The following is a 20,333-nucleotide window of genomic DNA, read 5'->3' as shown; positions in this document are numbered from 1 at the left end:
GCCGGTCAGATCGGGGCTGGCCGGTGTGCCGTATGGTGGCCTTGCGGACATTTTAACTTTGCAAACCGGCGGACATTTCAACTCTCACGCCACATCGTGTGTAGCGGCATTTTAGAGATGCGACATATAGGCTAGTTAGAGATGCGACAGTCTCGCCTCTCGACGACTGGTCAATGCCAATGTTGGGAGCAAGGTTGGCGCCGTCATAGCTTTAGGACCAGCGGCCGAGATCGGGATCGGAGGCTGTATATCGCCTCGAGCGAGACTTTAATTTTCGCGCTGGCACGCACTAGCATTGCGCTTACTGAGCGAGAGCCGGCGCCATGTGGCCGCGCTGACGCTTGACTGCCCACCTATCTTGCACCATGTATATTGGAACCCGGAAAGAGATGGCCGGAGATGGTGGCGTCACATGATCACGAATGCAGCAGAACTGGTCCTCGCAACCGTCAACGCTCCTTATTCGAAGCCGCTTGACGAAATGATGCTTGTTGCCTGCATTTTGGATTTTACCAAGGCCAAGTCTGCAGCAGGTTCCGTCTCGTCGTTTTTCGGGGACGTTTCGCCCTCCCTGCAAATGCAATTCGCGTCTGAAAACGGTATCTGGGCCGATGTGCTTGCAATGGCGGCAAAGCAGTTTGGTTCCTGGTCGGGGCAGACTTACGCTCTGGCCGCATGACATCCCGTTGGGACGAGCTTTTTGCGATTGCCTACAAGCTCATCGATGACGTAAATCGACCCCATGTGTTGGTGACCGATTGGTCCTTCGGCGGCGGTACTGCAATGATGCTGCAGATCAACCATCGCGAAAGCCATGACGTCGATATTTTCCTGGACGATCCGCAGCTCCTCCCGCTCTTCAATCCAACGACCAACGACTTGATTTTCGAAACGCCGCCGGCCGCCTATGAAGGCGATGGGTCTCATTTCCAGAAAATGGTTTTCACTGGCATCGGCGAAATCGACTTCATCGTGGGACACGAAGCAAGGAACTGCCGTTGTCTTGCAGTTTCCAGCTAAGACTCGAAGCACGCCAGACCTTTTTGAATTCTGGATTGTCGGACCTTGGAAGACGGCAATCATGGTAAATTGCGCGTGGATGGCGATGGCCACCTGGCCGCTATTACGACCAAGCCTTCGTGATACCGCGGAAGTGGTGCCTATTCGGTAGCAGCCGGCGGACCGTTCTCAAGGAGCCAGGCATTCTTCACAGATGCCGCAGCAGTCTTCGTCCATGCGTGCCGGTCGACCGCAGCAAGCGCAGAGATGCATGTTTCCGGCATCATAATCGTCACGCTCCGGGGGAAGGATTTCGATATCCGGTTCCTTAAGTACATATGGGACAGGGTCTTCCATCTCGATGCTCCAAGTCGAGGTTGCTGACTCGATTTAGTGAGGCTGGCGGCAATCTCAAGAAGGGGATCTTGAAGGTTCGAAAACCAACGACATCTCTTCGCCATGGATCGCTTGCCTTCTCCGCCTCCTGCGGGACACTCACATCGCTTCTTGCAATGCCAGGAAGCTCTTACCGACTCCTTTACAACGGCCGCGGCGTCGGCCATCGCGGCGGGCTGGCATCCCGAGGAGGTCGCGGCCGATCTTGTGGAGCTGGCCGACAACTACATGGTTTCCGTGCTTGCAAACCGGGATCTGGTACGCATCACCATGCCGGCAGGCGATCCGATATCTGAGCTTCACGATAGACAACTCGTCGTATTGGACCCGGTCGCCTAACCGAATTGGCTCGATCCCGCCACGCCGGGCGCGAAAGCGAAAGAACTGCTGCGGGTGAACCTGGACGACAGGTTAGAATTTCACCGTGTCTCGCGCGCCGTCAATTCCTCAAGGTTCGACGGCAAGCCTACCCCGGAGATCAACCCGCTATGACGGTGACGACCGATCTCGTATCCGAATTTGTCCGTGCCGCGAATACGTTGCCACGGTTGCCGCAGGACGAACAGCGTCGTCTTCTGAAGCGGGGCGTGACGGCGTCCGGCGCACTTCGCGGACTTTTATCGAAGACGGGGAAAGTGGTGCCGTTCGACCGATCGACTGAATACGTCATTGGCGAAATCGCAAGGAACCTTGAGAAGATGCCCGACGAGACAGTGGCGAAGGAACTGCTTGCGCTCGCCGGACAGATCAGAACGTTGCGCATCCTTAACAGGGAAGATGCCTAGGGCGTCGGCGGCCGCCGTCCTCTCATTGACATCTCCCTGTTTTATGGCACCGTTGTCGCGCCATTCCAGCGGGGGCAGCGAATGTCATCATCCCATTATACGCATGGATCGAGTGAAGCCGAACAACAGCGGCTCACTGCGTTGAACCGACGGCTTAACGAGCGCTGCATCGAAGCCGCGAGTCTCGTCGCCGGCGAGCGCGTCGTCGACTTCGGGGCCGGCCTCGGACAGTACTCGCGGATGATGGCGCGAGCGACCGGAGTGCCGGTGCTCGGTATCGAGCGAAGCGCCGAACAGATCGCCGAAGCCATGCGCCAAGCGGCCGCCGACAATGAAACCGACATCCTCGAGATGAGAGAAGGTGACGTCCTCGATCCGCGTTTCCGCGATGACGAAGTAGGTCAGTTCGACGTCGCTCATGCCCGCTTCGTACTCGAGCATATCCCCGACCCTCTGCAAGTGGTGCGAAACATGGCCCGCGCAGTTCGGCCGGGAGGGCGCGTCATTCTAGCCGACGACGATTACGACGGACTGCGGCTGTGGCCGGAGCCGCCGGGATTCTCGCCTATCTGGCACGCTTACCAGCGAACCTATGACAGGCACGGAAACGATCCGATCGTCGGACGTCGCCTCGTGCAGTTGCTTCATCAAGCGGGGCTAGTTCCTCGTCGCAATACGTTCGTCTTCTTCGGCGGCTGCGCAGGCGATCCCGATTTCGAAGACGTCGTCCGGAACATAGCGAGTATCGTCGACGAAGCGATCGCCGACATCATCGCAACCGGGCTTTCGCGAGACGCCGTCACAGCAGCGCTCGACGCTTTGATCGAATGGAGCAAGTCGCCGGATTCCGCAGTCTGGTTTGGCATGTCGTGGGCCGAAGGAATTCGGCCAGCCTGACCTAGGCCGCCTGCCTCACGGCGCCGCGCCGGGCCATTCGTCCGACGGCTCCTCGGCTTCCGCGCCGGGACGATAACGCGACGGCCTATGTCGCGGCGCGGGTCGCGGTGAACAGGATCATCAGCACGTTATCGACAAGCCCAACGAGGCGCTCGCGTGGAATAGATTTCCCAGCCGGTCCGGCATTATGAGCTAGAAGTGCGATCACCGTGTCGCTCAGGACGTCGAGCTCGACGTCCGACAGAACAGGGTGCCCCTCGGCGGACGCTTGCTTGGCGAGCTTGTCCAGCTCTTCTCGAACGAAGTTGGCGAAGCGTGTGGAGAGGGTGCGGTAAAGGTCGGGGTGCGCCCTCGCCATCTCGAACGTCGCCGTCACGATCTCGGGGCGGTCGTCGCAGCTAGCAGCCTGCTCGAGAAGTGCGATCAGATCCTCCCGCAGCGACGTACCGGAATAGCGAGGCGTCTTCATGGGACTTAGCGTGGCGACAGCGTCGGCCACGACGTCCGCTTTCGCCGTCCAGCGCCGATAGAGCGTCGCCTTGGAGACCCCTGCCCGCGCGGCCACGTCCGTCATCGTCAGGCCGTGATAGCCCTTTTCGGCAAGCAGTTCGAGCGTCGCTTCGATGATGACGTCGTCGCGGCTCTTGTCCTGGATGCGTCCTCGCCCTGCAGGCGGCAGGCGGCGCTGATGTTCTGTAGTTCGTTCGCTCATGACACCAGTATAGAACACAAATTACGAAACGCAATATTACCGAAACCCTTGCGTTTCGTATTGGGAGTTCCTATCCTCTGAAAACTTGATGGCGCGCTGCGCTCCTAGTACAGAAAGGTTTCTCCATGTCGAACCCAACCAACGGGCTTATCCTGGTCACCGGTGCCACCGGCAAGCAGGGCGGCTCCGTCGTCGCCGCGCTGCTGCGAGACGGTCGCGCCGTGCGCGCCATGACCCGCGACAATTCGGCGGCTGCTGCGCAGGCGCTCGCGGCTCAGGGCGTGGAAGTCGTAAAAGGCGATTTCAATGATCCGGCCAGCCTCGATGCAGCACTGGTTGGTGTGAATGGGGTCTTCTCGATGCAGATGGGATCGCATCCCGGCGACCCGGACACCGAGATCGTCACCGGCAAGGCCCTCATCGAAGCCGCCGGACGAGCGGGCGTCGACACGGTCGTCCACACCTCGGTGGCCCGAGCAGGCGATCAGAAGAACTTCATCGGTTGGGACGAAGGGCGATGGGAGCCGCTCTACTGGGACAACAAGGCCGCGGTGATCGACATGGTCAAGGCGCAGGGCTTCCGTCACTGGACGATCCTGAAGCCAGCCATGATCATGCAGAACCTGGTGCCGCCGATGGTGGAGTTCATGTACTCTTCGCTTCGGGAACGTGGCCGGTTTGAGACCGCTATCGAACCCGACACCGGCATCGACTGGATCGCGGCGCAGGACATCGGTGCGTTTGCGGCGGCCGCATTCGCCGATCCCGAGCGCTTCCATAGCCATGAGATCGATCTCGCAGCGGACAACCTCACCCTGCCCGAGGTCGCGGCCAAGATCGCGAAAGCCACTGGAAAGCCTGTTTCGGCGATCACCCTTTCGAAAGAAGAGGCGCTCGCCCAACCCTACGGCGAGCTGGGCTACCGGCACGAGATGTGGAACAACGTCGAAGGCTACAAGGTGGACCTCGGCGCCGTACGTAGCTGGGGCATCACGCTGACCACGCTCGACCAGTTCATCGAGCAGAACCGTGACAAGTTCGTCATCGGCTAGCGCTCCCGATAGCCCTAGCCCTCGTCGCCGAGATTTTCGAGATGCCGGAGTCGAGCGTCGGGATTGACGAACTCCTCGTAGGCGATGGTCACGACGAGCCTCGTTTCGGAGATCGTCCGGGCCGCCAACAGCCTACCGAAGCTGGCCGCCGCGGAGAGACGTAATATCCGCGCTGGCGAGTTCAGAAGCACTGGGGACTGCTCGTCGAAACAGGAAAGGTCGTCCCCTTCGATCGCTCGACCGAGCGGGCGATCGACATTGCAAGGAACGTGGAGGAAATGTCCGACGTGACGGTGGCGGAAGCCCCACGTTGCACTCGCCGGCCAGATCAGAACGCTGCGGATCTTGAACAGGGAGCCTGCCGCCTTAGTTTGGACATGCCAGCTACATCCAGACGTAACATACTGACGTTATAGCTGTCTTAGAGGAGACTGTTATGACCGAGCTGACTATGAGCGAAGTACTCAAGGACCCGTTGATCCGTCTGCTTCTGCGTGCGGACAAGATCAGCATGGGTGAATTCGCGCAGATCCTGGAAGCGGCCGCGAGCCGGCGCAACCGGGATCTCTCCAAGCTTGGTCCGGCGGACCGTAAGCAGGTTGCGGCCCAAACGAATGCGAACTTTAATTCAACACAATCGACGGCTACTTATTTGTCATCGGCTCGCTGTTGAGTGTTCTACGAGAGCGTTCGCGAAGCCGAAGTCGCTGACCTACTTTTGACCACGGATGTACTGGCACTGGTGTGAAAGCGATGTTGAGAAGGTCGGTGCAATTTCGCCCCGGCCTTTTTTATTGCGCGCCCGGCCGTCGCCTTTCTAGGAATAGGACAGCGACCAGCCGGGGCCTCGCACCCAGCTAGTGCTTGACTGCAGATGATCGCCACGATGGAGCCGCATCACCCTTCTCAGGTCTCCCTTCTCGAAAGCCTCAGCAAGCGCCCTCTCCGACACGCCATCGCGCATTCCGGCACATGGAAATATCGCCACGGACGAAATCCACCGAGCGTGGAAGTCGCCGCCGCGTCTGGTTACAAGAAACACCGCACCACGGCGATGCATGTTGCTCCAGTCGCTCTTCGTGAACCCGAGATCGGTCGTCAGCGGCAAGACCAACCTTCCGCCGTCCTTCAGCCGATCGAGCCATATATCCGAGGGCCTCGTCGCCCCGGCGTTCACATAGATGACGTCGGCAGCGTCGAATTCCACCGACCCGCCGTCGCCGTGAACCACGGAGACATTCGGGCAGGATGATAAATTTGCGACGGCACGCGCGGCGAGATCGGGCTCGAATTCGACCGCCGTCACTCTCCCCGAGACGTCGACGAGTCTCGCCATGATCGCCGAATAGTAGCCTGTTCCGGCACCGACATGTACGACGTGCTCGCCATCACGCGGCGCCGCGTTCGAGAGTAAGAAGGCATGGATGGACGGCTGCCCGTTGTTGATTTGACGCGACGGATCAATGCCGACGACGTCGTCGGTGTAACGGAAGACGGGATCCGCCGTCGGCGTCGGCACGTAGGCCTTTCTCATTCGAAAAATCGGCCATGGCGCAGGACCTAGAAAATCTTCACGAGGAACTTCAGCGAAGGCCTTCTCGACCCTATCGTAATCCACTTTGTGCGCCGCCGTAATCTGCTTCGCGTATGCTCGGCGCACGATCTTCAGCTCGTCAGGTGTCATCAACGGTCTAACTCCGACAGACGTCAGTTCGGTCTGCGAGGCGCGGGATTCCGCGGTCTGGTTTGGCATCTTTCGGGCCGAAGGAGTTCGCTCAGCGTGACCTGGGCCGCCTGCCCTCAGGGCAGCGCGCCGGGCCACTCGTTCGAAGGTTCCTCGGCCTCCGCACCGGGCCTGTCTTCGGCCGGGTCTGGATCGCGGTCGTATGCCTTCCGAAGGTTTCCGATTTCATCAACGATCGCGTCATAGACTTTGGACTGCTTGGCACCCTTAACGACTAGGGAGTCGACGAAGTCTTCGAGCTGGTCACGTAGATTGTCTTTCCAGTCGCCGCTCATTTGCGATCCTCGGGCTGCAGTCGAACGCCCGCGCAGAGCATCCCCCATGTCGAGTAGCGAAAGGAACTTCTTGCGATTGGCGTGCCGCCATCGTCCGGTTCCGGATCCGGAACCGGTTCTTCGCCCGGAATTCGATCGGGGTCCGTTTATCAAAGCGGTAGACAAAGCAGAATTTACCGATGGAACCTCAGGAGGGAGAAAAAATTACTGCGTCGCAATAGGATTTTGTCTTGCCCGCCCTCGATGAAGCGACGGCCGCAACTTTATGATGCTGAAGTAGTCAGTGCGATGTCATCCGCGTCGCTTGATGCCAGACCATTTTCGCGCTGTCCCTTGAGAGCGAACCGTCTGCAATGCTCAAGATAAGCTGCTTCGTGGATCGCGACCAGATCGACAACGGCGTTCCAGAGCCACGATGGCGCTTCGAACGAGGCGTTTCTGCTGCTGCAGAGTTCGCCTAGCCAGCGTGCGCGATCGGCCGCATTGAGCTGCCGCGCATGAGCGGTGCCAACGACACCCGCAAGGAAGCCCGCCACCGTCACTGCTTCTTCCTGGGTAAGTCCCTCGATCTCGAGCTTCAGGTCCTGTGGCAGCAGTTCGCGTACAAAAACCGGGCGTCCAAGAAGTCGACCCGCTACCATTCGTGACCCGAGGTGCGGCGACAGCGCCGTGGCTCCGGCTTTCACCCTGTCTGCGGGATCCGCAGGCATGTGCGAGCTTTGGTCGTACGGAGCGGCCGCCGCGGCCGCCTCCTTGATGTCCATCAAAGCGTAGCGGCGCTCTGATCCCCTGCCTATCTGAAGCAGCACCGCGATCCTGAGGCGCCCGAGCGAACTGCAGCCCTTCCTCCAATATGCTGCATCCTTAACGGTCACGCGCTCGCGGTCTCTGCCCTGCCTGAGGACTGTGACGAGCTCACGGACGTCGTCCTGATCGAAAAACTCTTCGACTTTTTCTCGCTCGTCTTCTGACAGCGGCCAGAACCGTGAACCGAGAGGCAGAACCGCCTCTCCCTCGATCCGTTCATCAGCTAAGTGCTTCCATGATCGGCGTGACGCTGCGTGAAGTGCCAGTCCTATTGTTCTAGGGACTTCGGCACCGTCATCTCCAGGCGCTACATCCGGCCGAAACGCCGAAGCATAACCCTCGACCATGCTCTCGATCATCAGTGCAGTGACGACGCCGGGCAGGTCCGAAGAACGCGCTGCCATAGCGAGGGAGAGGCCCAGTCGGACAAGGTCGTGTGCTGGATTGCCGATCACCGTCTGGTCGAGATCGCGGATTTGGATTGCCAGTCCGCCCTGGCCGCTACCAACAGGGCCAAGATTTCCTACGTGACAGTCGCCGCAGATCCAAATTGGGGGCCCCGAAGGAAGCTCAACGCGATCGGCGCGGTCCAGCCATTCGTAGAAGCGCTTGGTGCTGCCGCGGACGTAGGCGTGAGCCGAGGCGGCCATCTTGGTATTTTTGTGAGCGAGAAGTAGGCGCAGGCGATCGGCAGGAAGGACAGTCGTTTTCATCGTGACCTTGATTTTCGTCTAGGGGCGCTGGGTGCGGTTGCGGATGTCGTCTGTTCTATTGACCTGTGTCTCCATGGAACGAGCAGCCGACAGCAAGTTCAAACCGCTGCTCCAACGTCGCTCTCAAGAAGGCAACAGCAAGTTTGCAGCACCCTGAACATCCAGAACTTCGGTGTACGGGAGCCAGTCGGGGTTTCCCGTCTCGTCCCGCCGGTTGACCCAAAAGCCCCGGAAACCCAGCTCGTAGCGGGCCTTCATATCCCAGTACATTCCCATAGCGACATGCACCGTCTCTTCCGACGATAGGCCGATAGTCCGGTAGGCATGCTCGAAAAATTCACGCGAGGGCTTGTAAGCTTGCGCCTGTTCAGCGGTGATGACGTAGTCGAATGGGACGCCGATGCGCTCGACCGTGGGTGCGATCAGGTCGTCGTCGGAGTTTGTGAAGATGGCCAACTTGTAGTGCTGCCGAAGCCGCCTGAGCGCTTCCGGAACGTCCGGGTGCGGTCCCATCGTCATAGGCGAACTGGCGATACGCTCGAGGTCGTCAGTATGCAGCTCCACATCGTGCGTTCGAAAAGCCACACGAAACCCAGAGCGGAGAATATCCTTGTAAAGCCTGTGAGGCTTCTCGGCCGTCGTCCGCTTGGCTTCTTGGGAAAAACTCTCAAGGATCTGTCCGGCATCGACATTTGTTCGCCCGCTGCTCTCCAGCACCCTCCCCACTTCGCTTAAAAGAACTTCGTACCATTGGACGAGAGTGCCGTAGCAATCGAACGTGATAACTTTCGGTACAGGGTCGAGATCGAACATTGCCGACGGCACCCTCTCGAAGGAGTGTTTCTCCACCGCCTTGTCGGCGGTCGCCTCGACCAAATCGAACGAACGCTTCTTCGCGGGCCAATTGTCCTGCCGCTTGCCGTCCGGCCCGCCAGTCATTGCTCGTCCGCCATTACTTGCTCGGCGAATTCGCCCTTGCTGATGAAGGTTTCGGTCGACCCCGCCTCGTGCTCCGGGGACGAAACCTCCATTTCGATTTCGTCCGGCAGCTCCAGTGCCTGCTCAGCGTTCATCAAGCCGAAAGCGATTCGATCACCATTAGTCGCTACGGCTATTTCAACAATTTTATCCTGCTTATCCAATTCCATCTCCTTTGGGCGTAGTGGGTCTCGATGTAATTTGAATGGTCGGATTAGCGCAGAGGTACCTCTATTAGGATCCATAGATCGTCGTCAGGTGGTCACATCCATACTCCCGTGCTCTTTAGCAACAACGGAGTTTGGGCGATGCGGCGCAACTGCTGCAGGTGGGCAGGTACGGCACTCGCGTGGGACACAGTCACGACTCCTTCCTGGTTTCAAACAAGGCCCTGTCGAAGAGACCAGCGTACATTCCCGTGAACTCGACCACTCCATCATAGGCGACTGTTATGCGCTCCAGAGACGTCCCATCGAAGACGACATCTGTGACGTCGCCCGTCTTTCCCCGAAGTTCCGTCCTTGCGGTCCAGAGCATTGTATCAGGAGACAATCTGACCCGATCCCCGACTTGAAATGGCGTATGATGCATTAATTCGCTCCGGCATTTGGCGCGGGTTCTTCTGTCGAGATGGCCTCGCTCGTGCGTACCGGAGGTTCCGGGGTGCCGTCCGCACGATCGATGGTGATAAGGACCGGCCCGGGCTCCATTTCGCCGAACGGAGACGCAAAAGCGATCTCGGCCGCATCTCGCCCGACGCCGATGCGAACGAGACCATCGAGGTTAGCCTGTCGGGTAGCGTCGAAAAGCCACCAGCGCCCGTCGAGGTAGGCTTCGAAGACGGCGTGGAAGTCACGCGGTTCGAGACCGTAGGCGTAACAGGACACGTAGCGAGTAGGAATGTTAAGCGCACGGCAGAATGCAATGCCGATGTGGGAGAAGTCGCGACAGACGCCGGCCCGCTTGATAAGGCTTTCCGTTGCGGTCGTCTGCTCGTTCGAGGCGCCGCGCTGGTAGTCGATATTCTCGTAGATCCAGTTACAGATTGCCGTGACACGTCGATGCCCCGTGGGCATCCCGCCAAACTCCCTTTCCGCGAATGCTGCAAGCCTATCCGATGGGACGAAGCGTGAAGGCAGAAGGAATGGCATGATGTCGAGTGGGACGGCGTTTAACTGCATCTCGTTGACAGTACTCGGGTCTGCACAGAAGGCGTCCAGAGTGACAGCCGCTTCGTACCGCACGTTTAAAGGCCCAGGCGGCGCGTCGATGCTGAAATACCGATTACGGATGTCTGGAACCACGTGAGTCCTTGTTTTGTAATCTGGAGTGATAACCAGACGTTCGACCAAATCGTGGTGGCGCACGAGATTGGCAACTTCGAGGTTGAAGATGAACACCGTTGGTGACTTCACATCGTAGGAAAGGTCGCAGCTAAGACTGTAGCGGACTGTCATCGGGTTCCGATCGATCGGGAGGGTTTTATAAGGATAGGACGCTGGTAACCGCGAAACTCAAAAATGTTCGATTTGGTTCCGCTTCTCGACGCATCCCGCGCCTGAAGCTACACTACAAACGCGGCCGGCTCGCTCATGATGACTGACGATAGCAACACCCTCGCGATGCAACCTGTTCTGATGATTCGCTAAACGTTGCTGCCCACGATCTCAGAGTCGCTCGACAGCCAAGGTCGACTTCATTGACATCCGCCAGGTTTCTGGCACCCTTATTGCGCCATTCCAGCGAGGGCACGAATGTCATCATCGCACTACGCGCATGGATCGAGCGAAGCTGAACAACAACGGCTGACCGCGTTGAATAGGCGCCTAAACGGACATTGTTTAAACGCGGCGCAGCTCGTCGCGGGGGAACGCGTCGTGGACTTTGGGGCCGGCCTCGGCCAATATTCGCGGCTGATGGCCCGAGCGACGGGTGTCACAGTGCTCGGTCTGGAGCGGAGCCCGGAACAGATCGCCGAGGCGGACGGCGAAACCGCCTTGTTGGAAATGAGGCAGGCAGATGCGCTCGATCCGCCTTTTGGCGACGAGCGCGGTGGTTCGACGTCGCACATGCGCGATTTGTCCTAGAGCATATTCCAGATCCACTGCAGGTCGTACGCAACATGGCGCAAGCGGTCCGACCGGGAGGACGCGTCATCCTCTCCGACGACGACTACGATGGCCTGCGGCTGTGGCCAGAGCCGCCGGGATTCGCGCCCGTTTGGATCGCTTATCAACGGACTTACGACAGGCACGGAAATGACCCTTTTGTCGGGCGTCGCCTTGTGCAGTTATTGCATCAGGCAGGTCTTCTCCCTCGCCGTGACACGCTTGTCTTCTTTGGCGGATGTGCGGGCGATCCGGATTTTGCGGACGTGGTTCGCAACATTGCCAGCATCATCGAGGAAGCGATCGATGATATCGTCGCGACCGGGCTCGCGCGGACCGCTGTCATCGCGGCCCTCGATGCCCTGATATCCTGGAGCAACGCGCCGGATTCCGCAGTCCGGTTCGGGATGTCTTGGGCCGAAGGCATTCGTCCGGCCTGACCTGGTACGTCTTAGGGGGTATTTATGATCGCAGATATATCATCTCCTGAGAGAGCTCGGAAGCCGACACCACGCCACTAGGGATATTTGGTCCGATCGTTCGACTACCAGAATTGTCGCCTCGTGCCATACATCGTAACGACGGAACATCGTCGGCGAGATCTGCGAACCAGCAGGCCAGACGAGCGGTAGCAACCGTTCTGGTCGGGTTGATTGATCAAATGACTCTCGTATCATGCACGCGTAGAACATCGATTATATCCACGGCGCCGGCCACCCGCTCCGGCCAGCGCAATATGGATATCGTGCCATACCGCGAAGAAGAGGTGACAGCGCGGCGACATCGACGTCACCCTGCAGTTTGATTTCCGGAAGCATCGTGCGGCAGCCCGTATCCGCCCCATGCGGTGTAAGGTAGTATCAGCTGGTGACGGAGCAATTGCTACTGAGAAAGCTAAAGCCGAAGGGGTGCCGCTCACCCGCCCCGCTCCGCCCTTTCAACCCGGCCCAGCCGCTCAGATCGGGGCTGGTCGGTGTGCCAGCGAGCGCCTTGCGGACATTTCTACTTTGCAGAACATTGGACATTTCAACTCGCCCGCGACATGATGTGTAGCCGGAACATTCTGTTTCCAAGTCCGATATTGCAGTAATGTCAATGGCTTAACTTCGAAGATTTTGGTATCTCCCGTTGCTATACGCAGCTTACTCTCGCCGACCGACGACGCCGACAGCAGCTGGTGGCGGCAAATGTTCCCATCCACGAAATGGTCCGCCAGCTTGGCCGTTACCGCTCCACCATTTACCGCGAGATCAAGCGCAACACCTTTGATGATCGCGAACTACCGGACTATGACGGCTACTACAGCACGGTCGCGCACGATATCTGCTCTGCTGGCATGATTGACAGGAGGCGAAGCCAGCCAGCCGGGGGAACGCACCAGAGAAGTGGTCGGGGCGACATGTCTCGAGCTGAAACGCTACGCCGTGCAGATTCGGGCTGCGATTCCAGTTTTAAACATCGTTGGTACGCTTTGGCGACGGCTGAGTCGTAGGCAAGAACTCCCAGTCCGCCCGCGGGCGGACAGGGGTTCGAGTATTTTGTGCAAGGTTTGGTCTACGCAGCCCGAGCTACATCATCCCGGTGATGGATCTCGGTGCCAAGCACCTTCAAGCACTCGCGGATGAAAGCGGCAAGCGCTGTCCAGCCTTTTGCGGAGACCATTGTACCATCGACATACGCCTCGGTCGGCGAGAGATCGACATACGTTCCACCCGCCAAGGTAACCTCCGGTTCACAGGCGCCCAGTGCACCAACCTTCTTGCCTCGAACGACGCCATCGACAGCAATCAGTATTTGCACGCCGTGGCAGATTGTGAAGATCGGCTTCTGCTTCTCATGGAAATGGCGAACCATTGCCTGAACACGCTTGTCGGTACGGATGTATTCCGGACCACGACCACCGGCAGCGTAGACGGCGTGATACTGATCAAGCTGCGCCTCGGCCTCGGAGAAGGTCTTGTTGATCGTAAAAAAGTGACCGAGCTTTTCGGTATAGGTCTGGTCGCCCTCGAAGTCGTGCAGAGAGGTCTTGATCAGATCGCCGGCCTTCTTGTCAGGGCAGACGACGTGCACCGTGTGGCCAACGGCTTCCATTGCCTGCTGGTAAACGAAAATCTCGTATTCCTCTGTGAACTCGCCCGTCAGCATCAGTATCTTCTTGCCTGGCATGATTTTACTCCTCTTGCTCATGCGATGGGGCGGTGCTCGCCGCCCCGGTTGACGTGAATAATCAGAAGGGAGAATCCGGGAAGTAGTATTCCTTGGCGTTCTCCTGGGTAATCAGCGGTGCGTCCAGCTTGACCGTCCCACGAACCGGTGCTTGGCCGACCAGGTTTGCGACTGTCATGTATATTGCGGTCTTGATCATCGCAGGCGGGTACGGTGTTTCGACAGGGGTCATTGCATCACCGTCGATGACCTTCTTGACGATGTCTTTCATGCCATTGCCGCCGAGTGCTAGCTTGATGTCCTTGCGCCCGGATTCCTTGACCGCTTCGAGAACACCGAGCAGCATATCGTCGTCGTTTGCCCATACAGCGTCGATCTGCGGATACTTCGCAAGGTAATCCTGCATGAGTTTAAACGCTTCATCGCTGTTCCAGTTGGCGTATTGGATGTCGAGGACCTTCAGGTCCGTGCCTTTTATGGTATCCTGAAAGCCTTGAATGCGCTCGTCGTCGATCACGGTCGGGATGCCGCGCAGCACGACGAGATTGCCCTTGCCGCCGAGCTTGTCGATCATGAATTTTGCCGTATTGCGGCCGACAGCAATGTTGTCCCCTGCCAGGTAGAGGTCCTGTATCGTCGGGTCGTTAAGACCGCGATCGACAACGGTGATGAATGTCCCTGAATCCTTTACGGCTTTCACAGGAGTGGTCAGCTCTTCCGATGTATAGGGCAAGATGACCAGCGCATCGAGCTTGCGGCCCGCCGAGAGATCCTCAAGCGCGCTCACCTGAGCGGTGGCCGACGGCGAGGTTTTGACGACGACTTCGACATTCGGAAATGCCGCGTTGATTTCCTTCGCGGCCGCCTGCGCATGGTAGACGATCCCTGCCGTCCAGCCGTGGTCTGCAGCCGGTATCGACACTGCGACGACTTTCTTGTCGGCGGCAAGCGCGTGCCCTGCGGCGAGCAACGTCGTAACGGCCGCAGCCGCAATCCATTTCTTCGTAGACATTCCATTCCTCCCAGAATTTGGACCTAAGATCGTGAACCCGTGTGGTCCTGACACGGGTTATTTCGAGAACCGTTGAATGAGCATGGCGATGATGATGATGACGCCCTGTACGCCGGCCACCAGGTACTCCGAGACGAAGTCGGACAGCACCATGAGATTGGCGATCAATTCGAGAATGACCGCGCCTGCCACTGTTCCCCAGACGTGTCCCTTGCCGCCGCGCAACGCCGTGCCGCCGATCACTACAGCGGTGATGACCTGCAGTTCCCAGAGGACACCCGTTGTCGGCGTCGCCGCACCGAGCCGTGGAACGTAGCAGATGGCAGCAATCGCGACGCACGCACCCTGGATGGCATAGGCGATCGTGCGTGTCTTGATGATGGAGATACCGGAGTAGCGAGCGACGTCTTCGTTGGCTCCGACGGCGGCACATTTTCGGCCGTACTTCATTTTGTAGAGAATGAACGACGCTACCGCCGCAACCGCGATCGATATCAGGATGGGATACGGGATGCCCCCGAACGTGCCGAAATACACTGGTCGATAGGCGTCACGCAGGCTGCGATCGATTGGGATCGTGCCGCCGTCCGACATGTAGGTGATCAGGGCCCTGAAAATCCCCATCGTGCCGAGCGTTGCAATGAAGGGTTCGATTTTCCCGATCGTGACGATAAGGCCGTTCATCAAGCCGCAGAACAGACCGACGCCGACAGCCACCACCATCCCCGCGGGGATTGCAGACACGCCCCACTCTGGTGCCATCCGATTCATAAACATGATGGTGATCCCGGTGATGAACGCCGCCATCGAGCCGACCGAAAGATCAAGGCCACCAGAAGAAATAACGAATGTCGCACCGACAGCAATAATGGCTATGAAGGCGCTTCGCGTGATCACATTCGCAAGATTGGTCGCCGACAGGAAGTCCTGATTGATTGCGAAGCCGATGACCATCAGCGCCGCAAGTGCGAGGAACGGACCAATATCAGACCATCTGATATTCCACTCCCGGTCCGGCTTAACCGCCGTGGTGCCCGTAATAACCGTCATCTTCTACCTCCCTCGTTGCTTGCCGCAGTGTCGCTCGTTGCCAGAAGCGCGACAGCGTGTTCGGTCATAGCCTCCCCGGACACTTCACCTGCGATACGCCCTTCCCTCATCACCACGATGCGATCGCAGATGCCGATGAGTTCCTGCATCTCCGACGAGACGACGATGCAAGTCTTCCCCTGTGACACGAGCTGCTGGATGAAGGCGTAGATTTGCGCCTTGTTAGCGATATCGATTCCGCGCGTCGGTTCATCGATGACGACCACCGAAGGGTTCGTGAGCAAGACTTTTGCAAGAAGAAGCTTTTGCTGGTTTCCGCCGGACAGCTGGCCAGCATTGACCCCGATGTCCTTCACGCGAATGTCATATTGGTTGACCGCCTCTGTAAGGGCCTCCTGTTCGCGGCGACGTCGCATGAGAAGGCCAGGATGGAAACGGCCGAGCGCCGAGAGCGTCAGGTTCGGGGCCAGTCGCTCATGCAGGAGAAGCCCCTTGCCCTTGCGGTCCTCGGTCAGGTAGCCGATGCCAGCGTCGAGCGCGGCACGCGGCGAATGAATATCAATTGACTTGCCCAACAATTCGACCGAGCCAGAGGCTGGACGCAGGCCCATAATTCCTTCGAAGAGCTCCGTTCGACCAGCGCCGATCATTCCGGCGAAGCCGAGGATTTCTGATTTGCGGACGTCAAATGAAACGTCCCTCGCAAATCCCGGGACCGTGAGATTGCGCACCGCCAGGATCGTCCCGGTTAAGGCATGTGCCCGCTTTGGGGGATAGAGGGCTGAGAGATCGCGGCCGACCATCAAACGCGCCATGTCCATTTGGCTGAGCGTCTGCCCGGGGTAGGTCCCTACCATCTTGCCGTCGCGCAGAACCGTGACCTTGTCAGCAAGTCGCTGCACTTCGTCGAGCCTATGGCTGATATAAAGGATGGCAGCGCCTTGCGCCCTCAGGCGTAGGATGATGACGAGAAGCCGGTCTACTTCCTCTCCGGTGAGAACAGCTGTCGGTTCATCGAAGATGACCAGCTTGTAATCGTCAAGGAGGGCACGGGCGATCTGCACAAGCTGACGGTCCGCGAGCGAAATGTCGCGAACGAGTGCGTTGGGCGACGCGACGCAGCCAAGCTCGGCGAGCTTCTCTGCTGTCAGGCGGCGCATGGTTTTGTCATCGACAACACCATTTCGCATCATCTCCCTGCCGAGAAACACGTTCTCGGCAACCGTCAGCCCATCGGCAAGCAGGATCTCTTGATGAACAAGAACAATACCGGCTTCCTGGGCCTGTTCAGGCTTGGCGAACCTGACTTCGCCAGTCCCCATCGATAGCGATCCACCGGTCGGCTCGGCGTATCCCGACAGCAAGCGCATGAAAGTGGATTTTCCTGCGCCGTTTTCGCCGATAATGGCGTGGATTTCGCCAGGCAGAATATCCAACGTGATATCGGACAAGACCGTGACCGGGCCGTATTGCTTCGACAGAGCCGACGCGCGCAGAACCGGATGCCGAACAGCTTCGCCGATCTCCCTCACATCTTCCCTCCCCCGCCTCTCGATGCTGACGACGTTCGGCATTCGGCTCTCCTCAGTCGAATGCCGGCAGGAGCCGGTCGCGAGAATGCTCCAGATGCTCGCGCATTGCGCGCTCCGCTGCAGACGAGTCACCCGCCTCCAGTGCACCCAGGAGCGCCTCGTGTTCGTCCAGCGCTTCCTCGGTCACCCGCGAATGGAACATCAAACGAAAGATGTGGAAATGGGTGTGCTGATGATTGAGGGTCTCGCGAATGAGCTCGTTGCCGGCGATCTCCAAGATCTTGTCGTGGAACATTGCGTCTTGCCGCGCGAAGGTCGAGTAGCGCAGGCGTTCATCACCGCCTTCACGACGGCCCATGAGGCCAGCTGCCGCCCGTAGCGATGCGAGCTTGCCCTCATCCATGGCAGTGGCCGCCCTGGCCGCACTGTCGGGCTCAAGAAGCAGTCGGAGCTGATAAAGTTCATCGAAACGGCGTCGGGTGATTTGCGGCGCGGCACTAAAGCCGATGAGATGAGTCTTGATGACAAGACCCTCGCCCTCTAGCCGTCCTAGCGCTTCGCGAATAGGCGTCTGCGAGACGTTGAGCTCTTTGACGAGGTTATCGACCGTGATCCTGGCACCGGGCGCAATTTTTAACGACATCAACTGCGCGAAAATCGCCTCGTAGACGCTCCCTGCAAGACTGTTTGCGCGCTGGATAAATCCACTCGTATCGAACACTTCAGGTGCGGCAGTCTGATTTCTTTGTTGCATGTTTTTGCCTCTTGACATGACCTACCGCTACCACGATGCTCCGCTATATGCAATCCCATATCCTATAGGATTTTAAATTGGAGCGGACGTGAAGGTTGATCCGGAGAAAGCTTTAGAGCTGGCTGGGCGGCTCCTGGTCGAGCGCGGCGCACCCTCAAAATGCGCCGATCTTCAGGCGTGCGTGCTTATCGAGGGCGAGCTCAAAGGCCACCCATCGCACGGGCTGCAACGCCTTCCTCGTATTCTCACCCGCATCGAACGCGACCTAATCGACCCAGCCACCGAGGGCAATGCGCATTGGCGCTCATCATCATTTTTGGAGGTCGATGGGTTGAAAGGACTTGGCCCAGTCGTCGCTATCTCCGCGCTAGAACGAATTGCGGAGCAAGCTCATAAGACTGGTATCGCCGTTGCTGGCATCCGCAACTCCAACCATCTCGGTATGCTCGCTTATTACGTCGAGCGCTTTGCCGAGAAGGGCTTGATCGGGCTTGCCATGTCCTCCAGCGAGGCACTCGTGCACCCCTACCGTGGGACGCGGGCTCTCTTAGGAACCAACCCGTTGGCAATCGCAGTACCGACGGCAGGCAGGCCACTGGTGGTCGACCTCGCTACCGCCATCGTTTCAATGGGCAAGATACACCATCATGCCGCAAACGGTTTGCCAATACCTGAAGGCTGGGCATGCGATGCCAACGGGAGACCGACAACTAATGCGGCGGCCGCCATGACGGGCTCGATCGCACCCTTCGGCGAAGCCAAGGGCTATGCTCTCGGCATGGCGCTGGAGCTGATGGTGGCGTCGATTGCGAGATCCGCAATCGCGCCAGACGTCCGAGGGACGCTCGACGCCGACGCCATATGCAACAAAGGCGATGTGCTCATTGCCATTGATGTCGGCGAACAACCCGAGTTCCTAGCCTGCTTCAGCGCCTATCTCGACAGCGTACGCAGTTCCCGCCCGTCGGATCCAGGCATGCGCGTGACCGTTCCAGGCGACGGCGCGTCGGCTCGACGCGAAGGTGCACTTTCCGATGGCATCGAGATTTCGGCCAGGCTTTGGGACGAACTGAACGCCCTCTCTCACTCCAGCAAATCGCTTGTCAAAGGACATGGACAATGACCCTTTTCGCCGCTCTACGGCTTCCCCAAGAAATTCTGTTTGGCAAAGGGCAACGTCACGCCTTGCCAACTGTCGCAGCTAGGCTTGGACGGCGTGCCTTGATCTGCACCGACGAGCGGCTCGCCGGCACCGGCGTGTTTGCCGAGTTGGTGAAGGCCCTCGAAGCCGCATCCATCGATTTCCTGATCCATGATGGGGTCCAACCAGACGTCCCTGCTGATAGCGTATCGGTCTGCGTCGAATATGCCCGCGATTTTGATCCTGAGATGGTGATCGGCATTGGCGGGGGAAGCTGCCTGGATATGGCAAAGTGCGCCGCCCTATTGCTGACCCACGGCGGTAAACTGAAGGACTACTACGGCGAATACAAAGTTCCAGGCCCGACGATCCCTGTCATTGCTGTTCCGACGACGGCAGGTACCGGCTCGGAGGTAACGCCCGTGGCAGTGATCTCGGACGCCGAACGCACTTTGAAGGTCGGGATATCGAGCCCCTATTTGATTGCCACGGCGGCGATCTGCGACCCGGAACTGACGATGACCTGCCCACCGGGTCTAACGGCGATCGCAGGAGCCGACGCCCTCACCCACGCGATCGAAGCCTTTACCGCCGCTCGCCGCGGGACGGATCACGCACTGGCGCAAAACCACGTCTTTATCGGCAAAAGTGCGCTGACGGACCATTTCGCCCTTTTGGCTATCAAGCTTCTCGGCCGCAGTCTTGAGAAAGCCTGCAAGGATGGCTCCGACGAAGATGCGCGTGCAGAGGTGATGATGGGGGCGCTTGCAGCAGGCTGCGCGTTCGGGACAGCCGGTACCGCCGCGGCTCATGCCATTCAATATCCCGCAGGTGCTCTGACGCATACCGCCCATGGCCTCGGTGTTGCAACCATGATGCCCTACGTCATGAACTACAATCTGTCTGCGTCAATTTCCGAAATGTCCGAGATCGGAACCGCGCTCGGTCTGGCGACACCGGACCTCGACGAAAAGCAGCTAGCGATCGCCGCAATCGAGGAAATTGGCAGACTGTTTGCGGCGATCGGTATCACCCGCACGCTCGCCGATCTCGGGCTGGCCCAAGACAAGCTCGACTGGACGGCCGAACAGGCCTTCGGAATTGACCGGCTCATCAAGAACAATCCACGGCCCTTCGACCTCGAGGCGATGAAGCGTCTCGTCAAAGCGGCCTATGACGGCGATCTGGCCGCATCCGCCATCTAGTTAT

23 protein-coding genes and 2 pseudogenes are annotated in these 20,333 nt (G+C 58.8%); 12 read left to right on the top strand and 13 right to left on the bottom strand.

All coding sequences use genetic code 11. The features are described from left to right. Positions 1–412: 412 nt before the first annotated feature. The 5 genes from J2X43_RS18285 (at position 413) to J2X43_RS18265 (ending at position 3,077) form a co-directional block, all read left to right on the top strand. Positions 413–679 carry a hypothetical protein gene (locus J2X43_RS18285; RefSeq protein ID WP_310295982.1) on the top strand — a complete coding sequence of 89 codons (267 nt, stop codon included), beginning with the start codon at positions 413–415 and terminating at the stop codon, positions 677–679. Then, the gene (locus J2X43_RS31140; RefSeq protein WP_405049608.1) at positions 676–1,020 is read left to right on the top strand and encodes a nucleotidyl transferase AbiEii/AbiGii toxin family protein; all 345 of its coding nucleotides are present in this window, start codon (positions 676–678) and stop codon (positions 1,018–1,020) included. Before J2X43_RS18285 ends, J2X43_RS31140 begins: the two co-directional genes overlap by 4 nt. A gap of 438 nt (positions 1,021–1,458) precedes the next feature. Further along, complete coding sequence (locus J2X43_RS18275) at positions 1,459–1,734, top strand: hypothetical protein (protein ID WP_310295978.1); 276 nt, start codon at positions 1,459–1,461, stop codon at positions 1,732–1,734. Positions 1,735–1,883: 149 nt separating this feature from the next. Continuing rightward, positions 1,884–2,180, top strand: a complete 297-nt coding sequence (locus tag J2X43_RS18270) for a hypothetical protein (protein WP_310295976.1) — start codon at positions 1,884–1,886, stop codon at positions 2,178–2,180. An 81-nt stretch (positions 2,181–2,261) separates the two neighbouring features. Further along, positions 2,262–3,077: a methyltransferase domain-containing protein gene (locus J2X43_RS18265; RefSeq protein WP_310295974.1), complete on the top strand. Its 816-nt coding sequence runs from the start codon at positions 2,262–2,264 to the stop codon at positions 3,075–3,077. An 85-nt stretch (positions 3,078–3,162) separates the two neighbouring features. Here J2X43_RS18265 and J2X43_RS18260 read toward each other — a convergent pair whose 3' ends face one another. Continuing rightward, positions 3,163–3,789: a TetR/AcrR family transcriptional regulator gene (locus J2X43_RS18260; protein WP_310295972.1), complete on the bottom strand. Its 627-nt coding sequence runs from the start codon at positions 3,787–3,789 to the stop codon at positions 3,163–3,165. A gap of 125 nt (positions 3,790–3,914) precedes the next feature. Here J2X43_RS18260 and J2X43_RS18255 point away from each other — a divergent pair, with 125 nt between their 5' ends. Then, the gene (locus J2X43_RS18255) at positions 3,915–4,841 is read left to right on the top strand and encodes an NmrA/HSCARG family protein (protein WP_310295970.1); all 927 of its coding nucleotides are present in this window, start codon (positions 3,915–3,917) and stop codon (positions 4,839–4,841) included. 14 nt (positions 4,842–4,855) lie between these two features. On the opposite strand, the gene J2X43_RS18250 is transcribed toward J2X43_RS18255, so the two are convergent. Further along, positions 4,856–5,032 (bottom strand): hypothetical protein, encoded by a 177-nt coding sequence (locus J2X43_RS18250; protein ID WP_310295968.1) that lies wholly within the window; start codon positions 5,030–5,032, stop codon positions 4,856–4,858. Positions 5,033–5,277: 245 nt separating this feature from the next. Between J2X43_RS18250 and J2X43_RS18245 the strand changes: the two genes are divergently transcribed. Beyond that, positions 5,278–5,514, top strand: coding sequence for a hypothetical protein (locus J2X43_RS18245; RefSeq protein ID WP_310295966.1), 237 nt, complete (start codon positions 5,278–5,280; stop codon positions 5,512–5,514). 144 nt (positions 5,515–5,658) lie between these two features. Here the strand turns inward: J2X43_RS18245 and J2X43_RS18240 are convergent, their stop codons facing one another. The 6 genes from J2X43_RS18240 to J2X43_RS18215 all read right to left on the bottom strand — a co-directional run bounded on the left by J2X43_RS18240 (position 5,659) and on the right by J2X43_RS18215 (position 10,815). Next, on the bottom strand, positions 5,659–6,525 hold the full coding sequence (locus tag J2X43_RS18240; RefSeq protein ID WP_310295965.1) for a methyltransferase domain-containing protein: 867 nt from the start codon (positions 6,523–6,525) through the stop codon (positions 5,659–5,661). Between the two features lie 116 nt (positions 6,526–6,641). Then, positions 6,642–6,860 (bottom strand): hypothetical protein, encoded by a 219-nt coding sequence (locus J2X43_RS18235; protein WP_310295963.1) that lies wholly within the window; start codon positions 6,858–6,860, stop codon positions 6,642–6,644. Positions 6,861–7,123: 263 nt separating this feature from the next. Continuing rightward, positions 7,124–8,380: a DUF2252 family protein gene (locus J2X43_RS18230; RefSeq protein ID WP_310295961.1), complete on the bottom strand. Its 1,257-nt coding sequence runs from the start codon at positions 8,378–8,380 to the stop codon at positions 7,124–7,126. A 123-nt stretch (positions 8,381–8,503) separates the two neighbouring features. Continuing rightward, positions 8,504–9,319: a haloacid dehalogenase type II gene (locus J2X43_RS18225; RefSeq protein ID WP_310295959.1), complete on the bottom strand. Its 816-nt coding sequence runs from the start codon at positions 9,317–9,319 to the stop codon at positions 8,504–8,506. Further along, positions 9,316–9,522, bottom strand: a complete 207-nt coding sequence (locus tag J2X43_RS18220) for a hypothetical protein (protein ID WP_405049607.1) — start codon at positions 9,520–9,522, stop codon at positions 9,316–9,318. Before J2X43_RS18220 ends, J2X43_RS18225 begins: the two co-directional genes overlap by 4 nt. Before the next feature lie 426 nt (positions 9,523–9,948). After that, a complete protein-coding gene (locus J2X43_RS18215) occupies positions 9,949–10,815 on the bottom strand; it encodes a transglutaminase family protein (protein ID WP_310295954.1) in 867 nt (288 codons plus the stop codon). A 297-nt stretch (positions 10,816–11,112) separates the two neighbouring features. Here J2X43_RS18215 and J2X43_RS18210 point away from each other — a divergent pair, with 297 nt between their 5' ends. From J2X43_RS18210 to J2X43_RS18200, 3 genes and pseudogenes are all read left to right on the top strand, one after another. After that, on the top strand, positions 11,113–11,445 hold the full coding sequence (locus tag J2X43_RS18210; RefSeq protein WP_310295953.1) for a methyltransferase domain-containing protein: 333 nt from the start codon (positions 11,113–11,115) through the stop codon (positions 11,443–11,445). Beyond that, positions 11,439–11,906 (top strand): annotated as a pseudogene (locus J2X43_RS18205) (methyltransferase domain-containing protein); the annotation flags it as partial. The gene J2X43_RS18210 and the pseudogene J2X43_RS18205, both read left to right, overlap by 7 nt. 680 nt (positions 11,907–12,586) lie before the next feature. Further along, a pseudogene (locus J2X43_RS18200) lies at positions 12,587–12,820 on the top strand (helix-turn-helix domain-containing protein); the annotation flags it as partial. Positions 12,821–13,020: 200 nt separating this feature from the next. Here J2X43_RS18200 and J2X43_RS18195 read toward each other — a convergent pair. The 5 genes from J2X43_RS18195 to J2X43_RS18175 form a co-directional block, all read right to left on the bottom strand. Next, positions 13,021–13,635: a DJ-1/PfpI family protein gene (locus tag J2X43_RS18195; protein ID WP_310295952.1), complete on the bottom strand. Its 615-nt coding sequence runs from the start codon at positions 13,633–13,635 to the stop codon at positions 13,021–13,023. A 61-nt stretch (positions 13,636–13,696) separates the two neighbouring features. Further along, positions 13,697–14,647, bottom strand: coding sequence for a substrate-binding domain-containing protein (locus J2X43_RS18190; protein ID WP_310295951.1), 951 nt, complete (start codon positions 14,645–14,647; stop codon positions 13,697–13,699). Between the two features lie 57 nt (positions 14,648–14,704). Further along, positions 14,705–15,697, bottom strand: a complete 993-nt coding sequence (locus tag J2X43_RS18185; RefSeq protein WP_112386526.1) for an ABC transporter permease — start codon at positions 15,695–15,697, stop codon at positions 14,705–14,707. After that, entirely contained in the window at positions 15,694–17,271 is a 1,578-nt protein-coding gene (locus tag J2X43_RS18180) for a sugar ABC transporter ATP-binding protein (protein ID WP_310295950.1), read from the bottom strand. Before J2X43_RS18180 ends, J2X43_RS18185 begins: the two co-directional genes overlap by 4 nt. A 10-nt stretch (positions 17,272–17,281) precedes the next feature. Next, positions 17,282–17,983 carry a GntR family transcriptional regulator gene (locus tag J2X43_RS18175; protein ID WP_310295948.1) on the bottom strand — a complete coding sequence of 234 codons (702 nt, stop codon included), beginning with the start codon at positions 17,981–17,983 and terminating at the stop codon, positions 17,282–17,284. A gap of 88 nt (positions 17,984–18,071) precedes the next feature. On the opposite strand from J2X43_RS18175, the gene J2X43_RS18170 reads away from it, so the two are divergent. Further along, the gene (locus tag J2X43_RS18170) at positions 18,072–19,106 is read left to right on the top strand and encodes an Ldh family oxidoreductase (RefSeq protein ID WP_310295946.1); all 1,035 of its coding nucleotides are present in this window, start codon (positions 18,072–18,074) and stop codon (positions 19,104–19,106) included. Beyond that, positions 19,103–20,329, top strand: coding sequence for an iron-containing alcohol dehydrogenase (locus J2X43_RS18165; RefSeq protein ID WP_310295943.1), 1,227 nt, complete (start codon positions 19,103–19,105; stop codon positions 20,327–20,329). The genes J2X43_RS18170 and J2X43_RS18165 overlap by 4 nt, the downstream gene beginning before the upstream one ends. The last annotated feature ends 4 nt before the right edge of the window (positions 20,330–20,333 follow it).

The sequence above is a fragment of the Rhizobium sp. BE258 genome (assembly GCF_031457345.1).
Taxonomy (GTDB): Bacteria; Pseudomonadota; Alphaproteobacteria; order Rhizobiales; family Rhizobiaceae; genus Rhizobium.
The sequence above is the reverse complement of the archived record's forward strand: the minus strand, read 5'-3'. Positions and strand labels throughout refer to the sequence as shown.

What these genes read in the sequence shown, in the direction of transcription:
- J2X43_RS18285 (WP_310295982.1), top strand. Translation starts at nt 413, where the DNA reads ATGATCACGAATGCAGCAGAACTGGTCCTCGCAACCGTCAACGCTCCT.
- J2X43_RS31140 (WP_405049608.1), top strand. Translation starts at nt 676, where the DNA reads ATGACATCCCGTTGGGACGAGCTTTTTGCGATTGCCTACAAGCTCATC.
- J2X43_RS18275 (WP_310295978.1), top strand. Translation starts at nt 1,459, where the DNA reads ATGGATCGCTTGCCTTCTCCGCCTCCTGCGGGACACTCACATCGCTTC.
- J2X43_RS18270 (WP_310295976.1), top strand. Translation starts at nt 1,884, where the DNA reads ATGACGGTGACGACCGATCTCGTATCCGAATTTGTCCGTGCCGCGAAT.
- J2X43_RS18265 (WP_310295974.1), top strand. Translation starts at nt 2,262, where the DNA reads ATGTCATCATCCCATTATACGCATGGATCGAGTGAAGCCGAACAACAG.
- J2X43_RS18260 (WP_310295972.1), bottom strand. Translation starts at nt 3,789, where the DNA reads ATGAGCGAACGAACTACAGAACATCAGCGCCGCCTGCCGCCTGCAGGG.
- J2X43_RS18255 (WP_310295970.1), top strand. Translation starts at nt 3,915, where the DNA reads ATGTCGAACCCAACCAACGGGCTTATCCTGGTCACCGGTGCCACCGGC.
- J2X43_RS18245 (WP_310295966.1), top strand. Translation starts at nt 5,278, where the DNA reads ATGACCGAGCTGACTATGAGCGAAGTACTCAAGGACCCGTTGATCCGT.
- J2X43_RS18240 (WP_310295965.1), bottom strand. Translation starts at nt 6,525, where the DNA reads ATGACACCTGACGAGCTGAAGATCGTGCGCCGAGCATACGCGAAGCAG.
- J2X43_RS18235 (WP_310295963.1), bottom strand. Translation starts at nt 6,860, where the DNA reads ATGAGCGGCGACTGGAAAGACAATCTACGTGACCAGCTCGAAGACTTC.
- J2X43_RS18230 (WP_310295961.1), bottom strand. Translation starts at nt 8,380, where the DNA reads ATGAAAACGACTGTCCTTCCTGCCGATCGCCTGCGCCTACTTCTCGCT.
- J2X43_RS18225 (WP_310295959.1), bottom strand. Translation starts at nt 9,319, where the DNA reads ATGACTGGCGGGCCGGACGGCAAGCGGCAGGACAATTGGCCCGCGAAG.
- J2X43_RS18215 (WP_310295954.1), bottom strand. Translation starts at nt 10,815, where the DNA reads ATGACAGTCCGCTACAGTCTTAGCTGCGACCTTTCCTACGATGTGAAG.
- J2X43_RS18210 (WP_310295953.1), top strand. Translation starts at nt 11,113, where the DNA reads ATGTCATCATCGCACTACGCGCATGGATCGAGCGAAGCTGAACAACAA.
- J2X43_RS18195 (WP_310295952.1), bottom strand. Translation starts at nt 13,635, where the DNA reads ATGCCAGGCAAGAAGATACTGATGCTGACGGGCGAGTTCACAGAGGAA.
- J2X43_RS18190 (WP_310295951.1), bottom strand. Translation starts at nt 14,647, where the DNA reads ATGTCTACGAAGAAATGGATTGCGGCTGCGGCCGTTACGACGTTGCTC.
- J2X43_RS18185 (WP_112386526.1), bottom strand. Translation starts at nt 15,697, where the DNA reads ATGACGGTTATTACGGGCACCACGGCGGTTAAGCCGGACCGGGAGTGG.
- J2X43_RS18180 (WP_310295950.1), bottom strand. Translation starts at nt 17,271, where the DNA reads ATGCCGAACGTCGTCAGCATCGAGAGGCGGGGGAGGGAAGATGTGAGG.
- J2X43_RS18175 (WP_310295948.1), bottom strand. Translation starts at nt 17,983, where the DNA reads ATGCAACAAAGAAATCAGACTGCCGCACCTGAAGTGTTCGATACGAGT.
- J2X43_RS18165 (WP_310295943.1), top strand. Translation starts at nt 19,103, where the DNA reads ATGACCCTTTTCGCCGCTCTACGGCTTCCCCAAGAAATTCTGTTTGGC.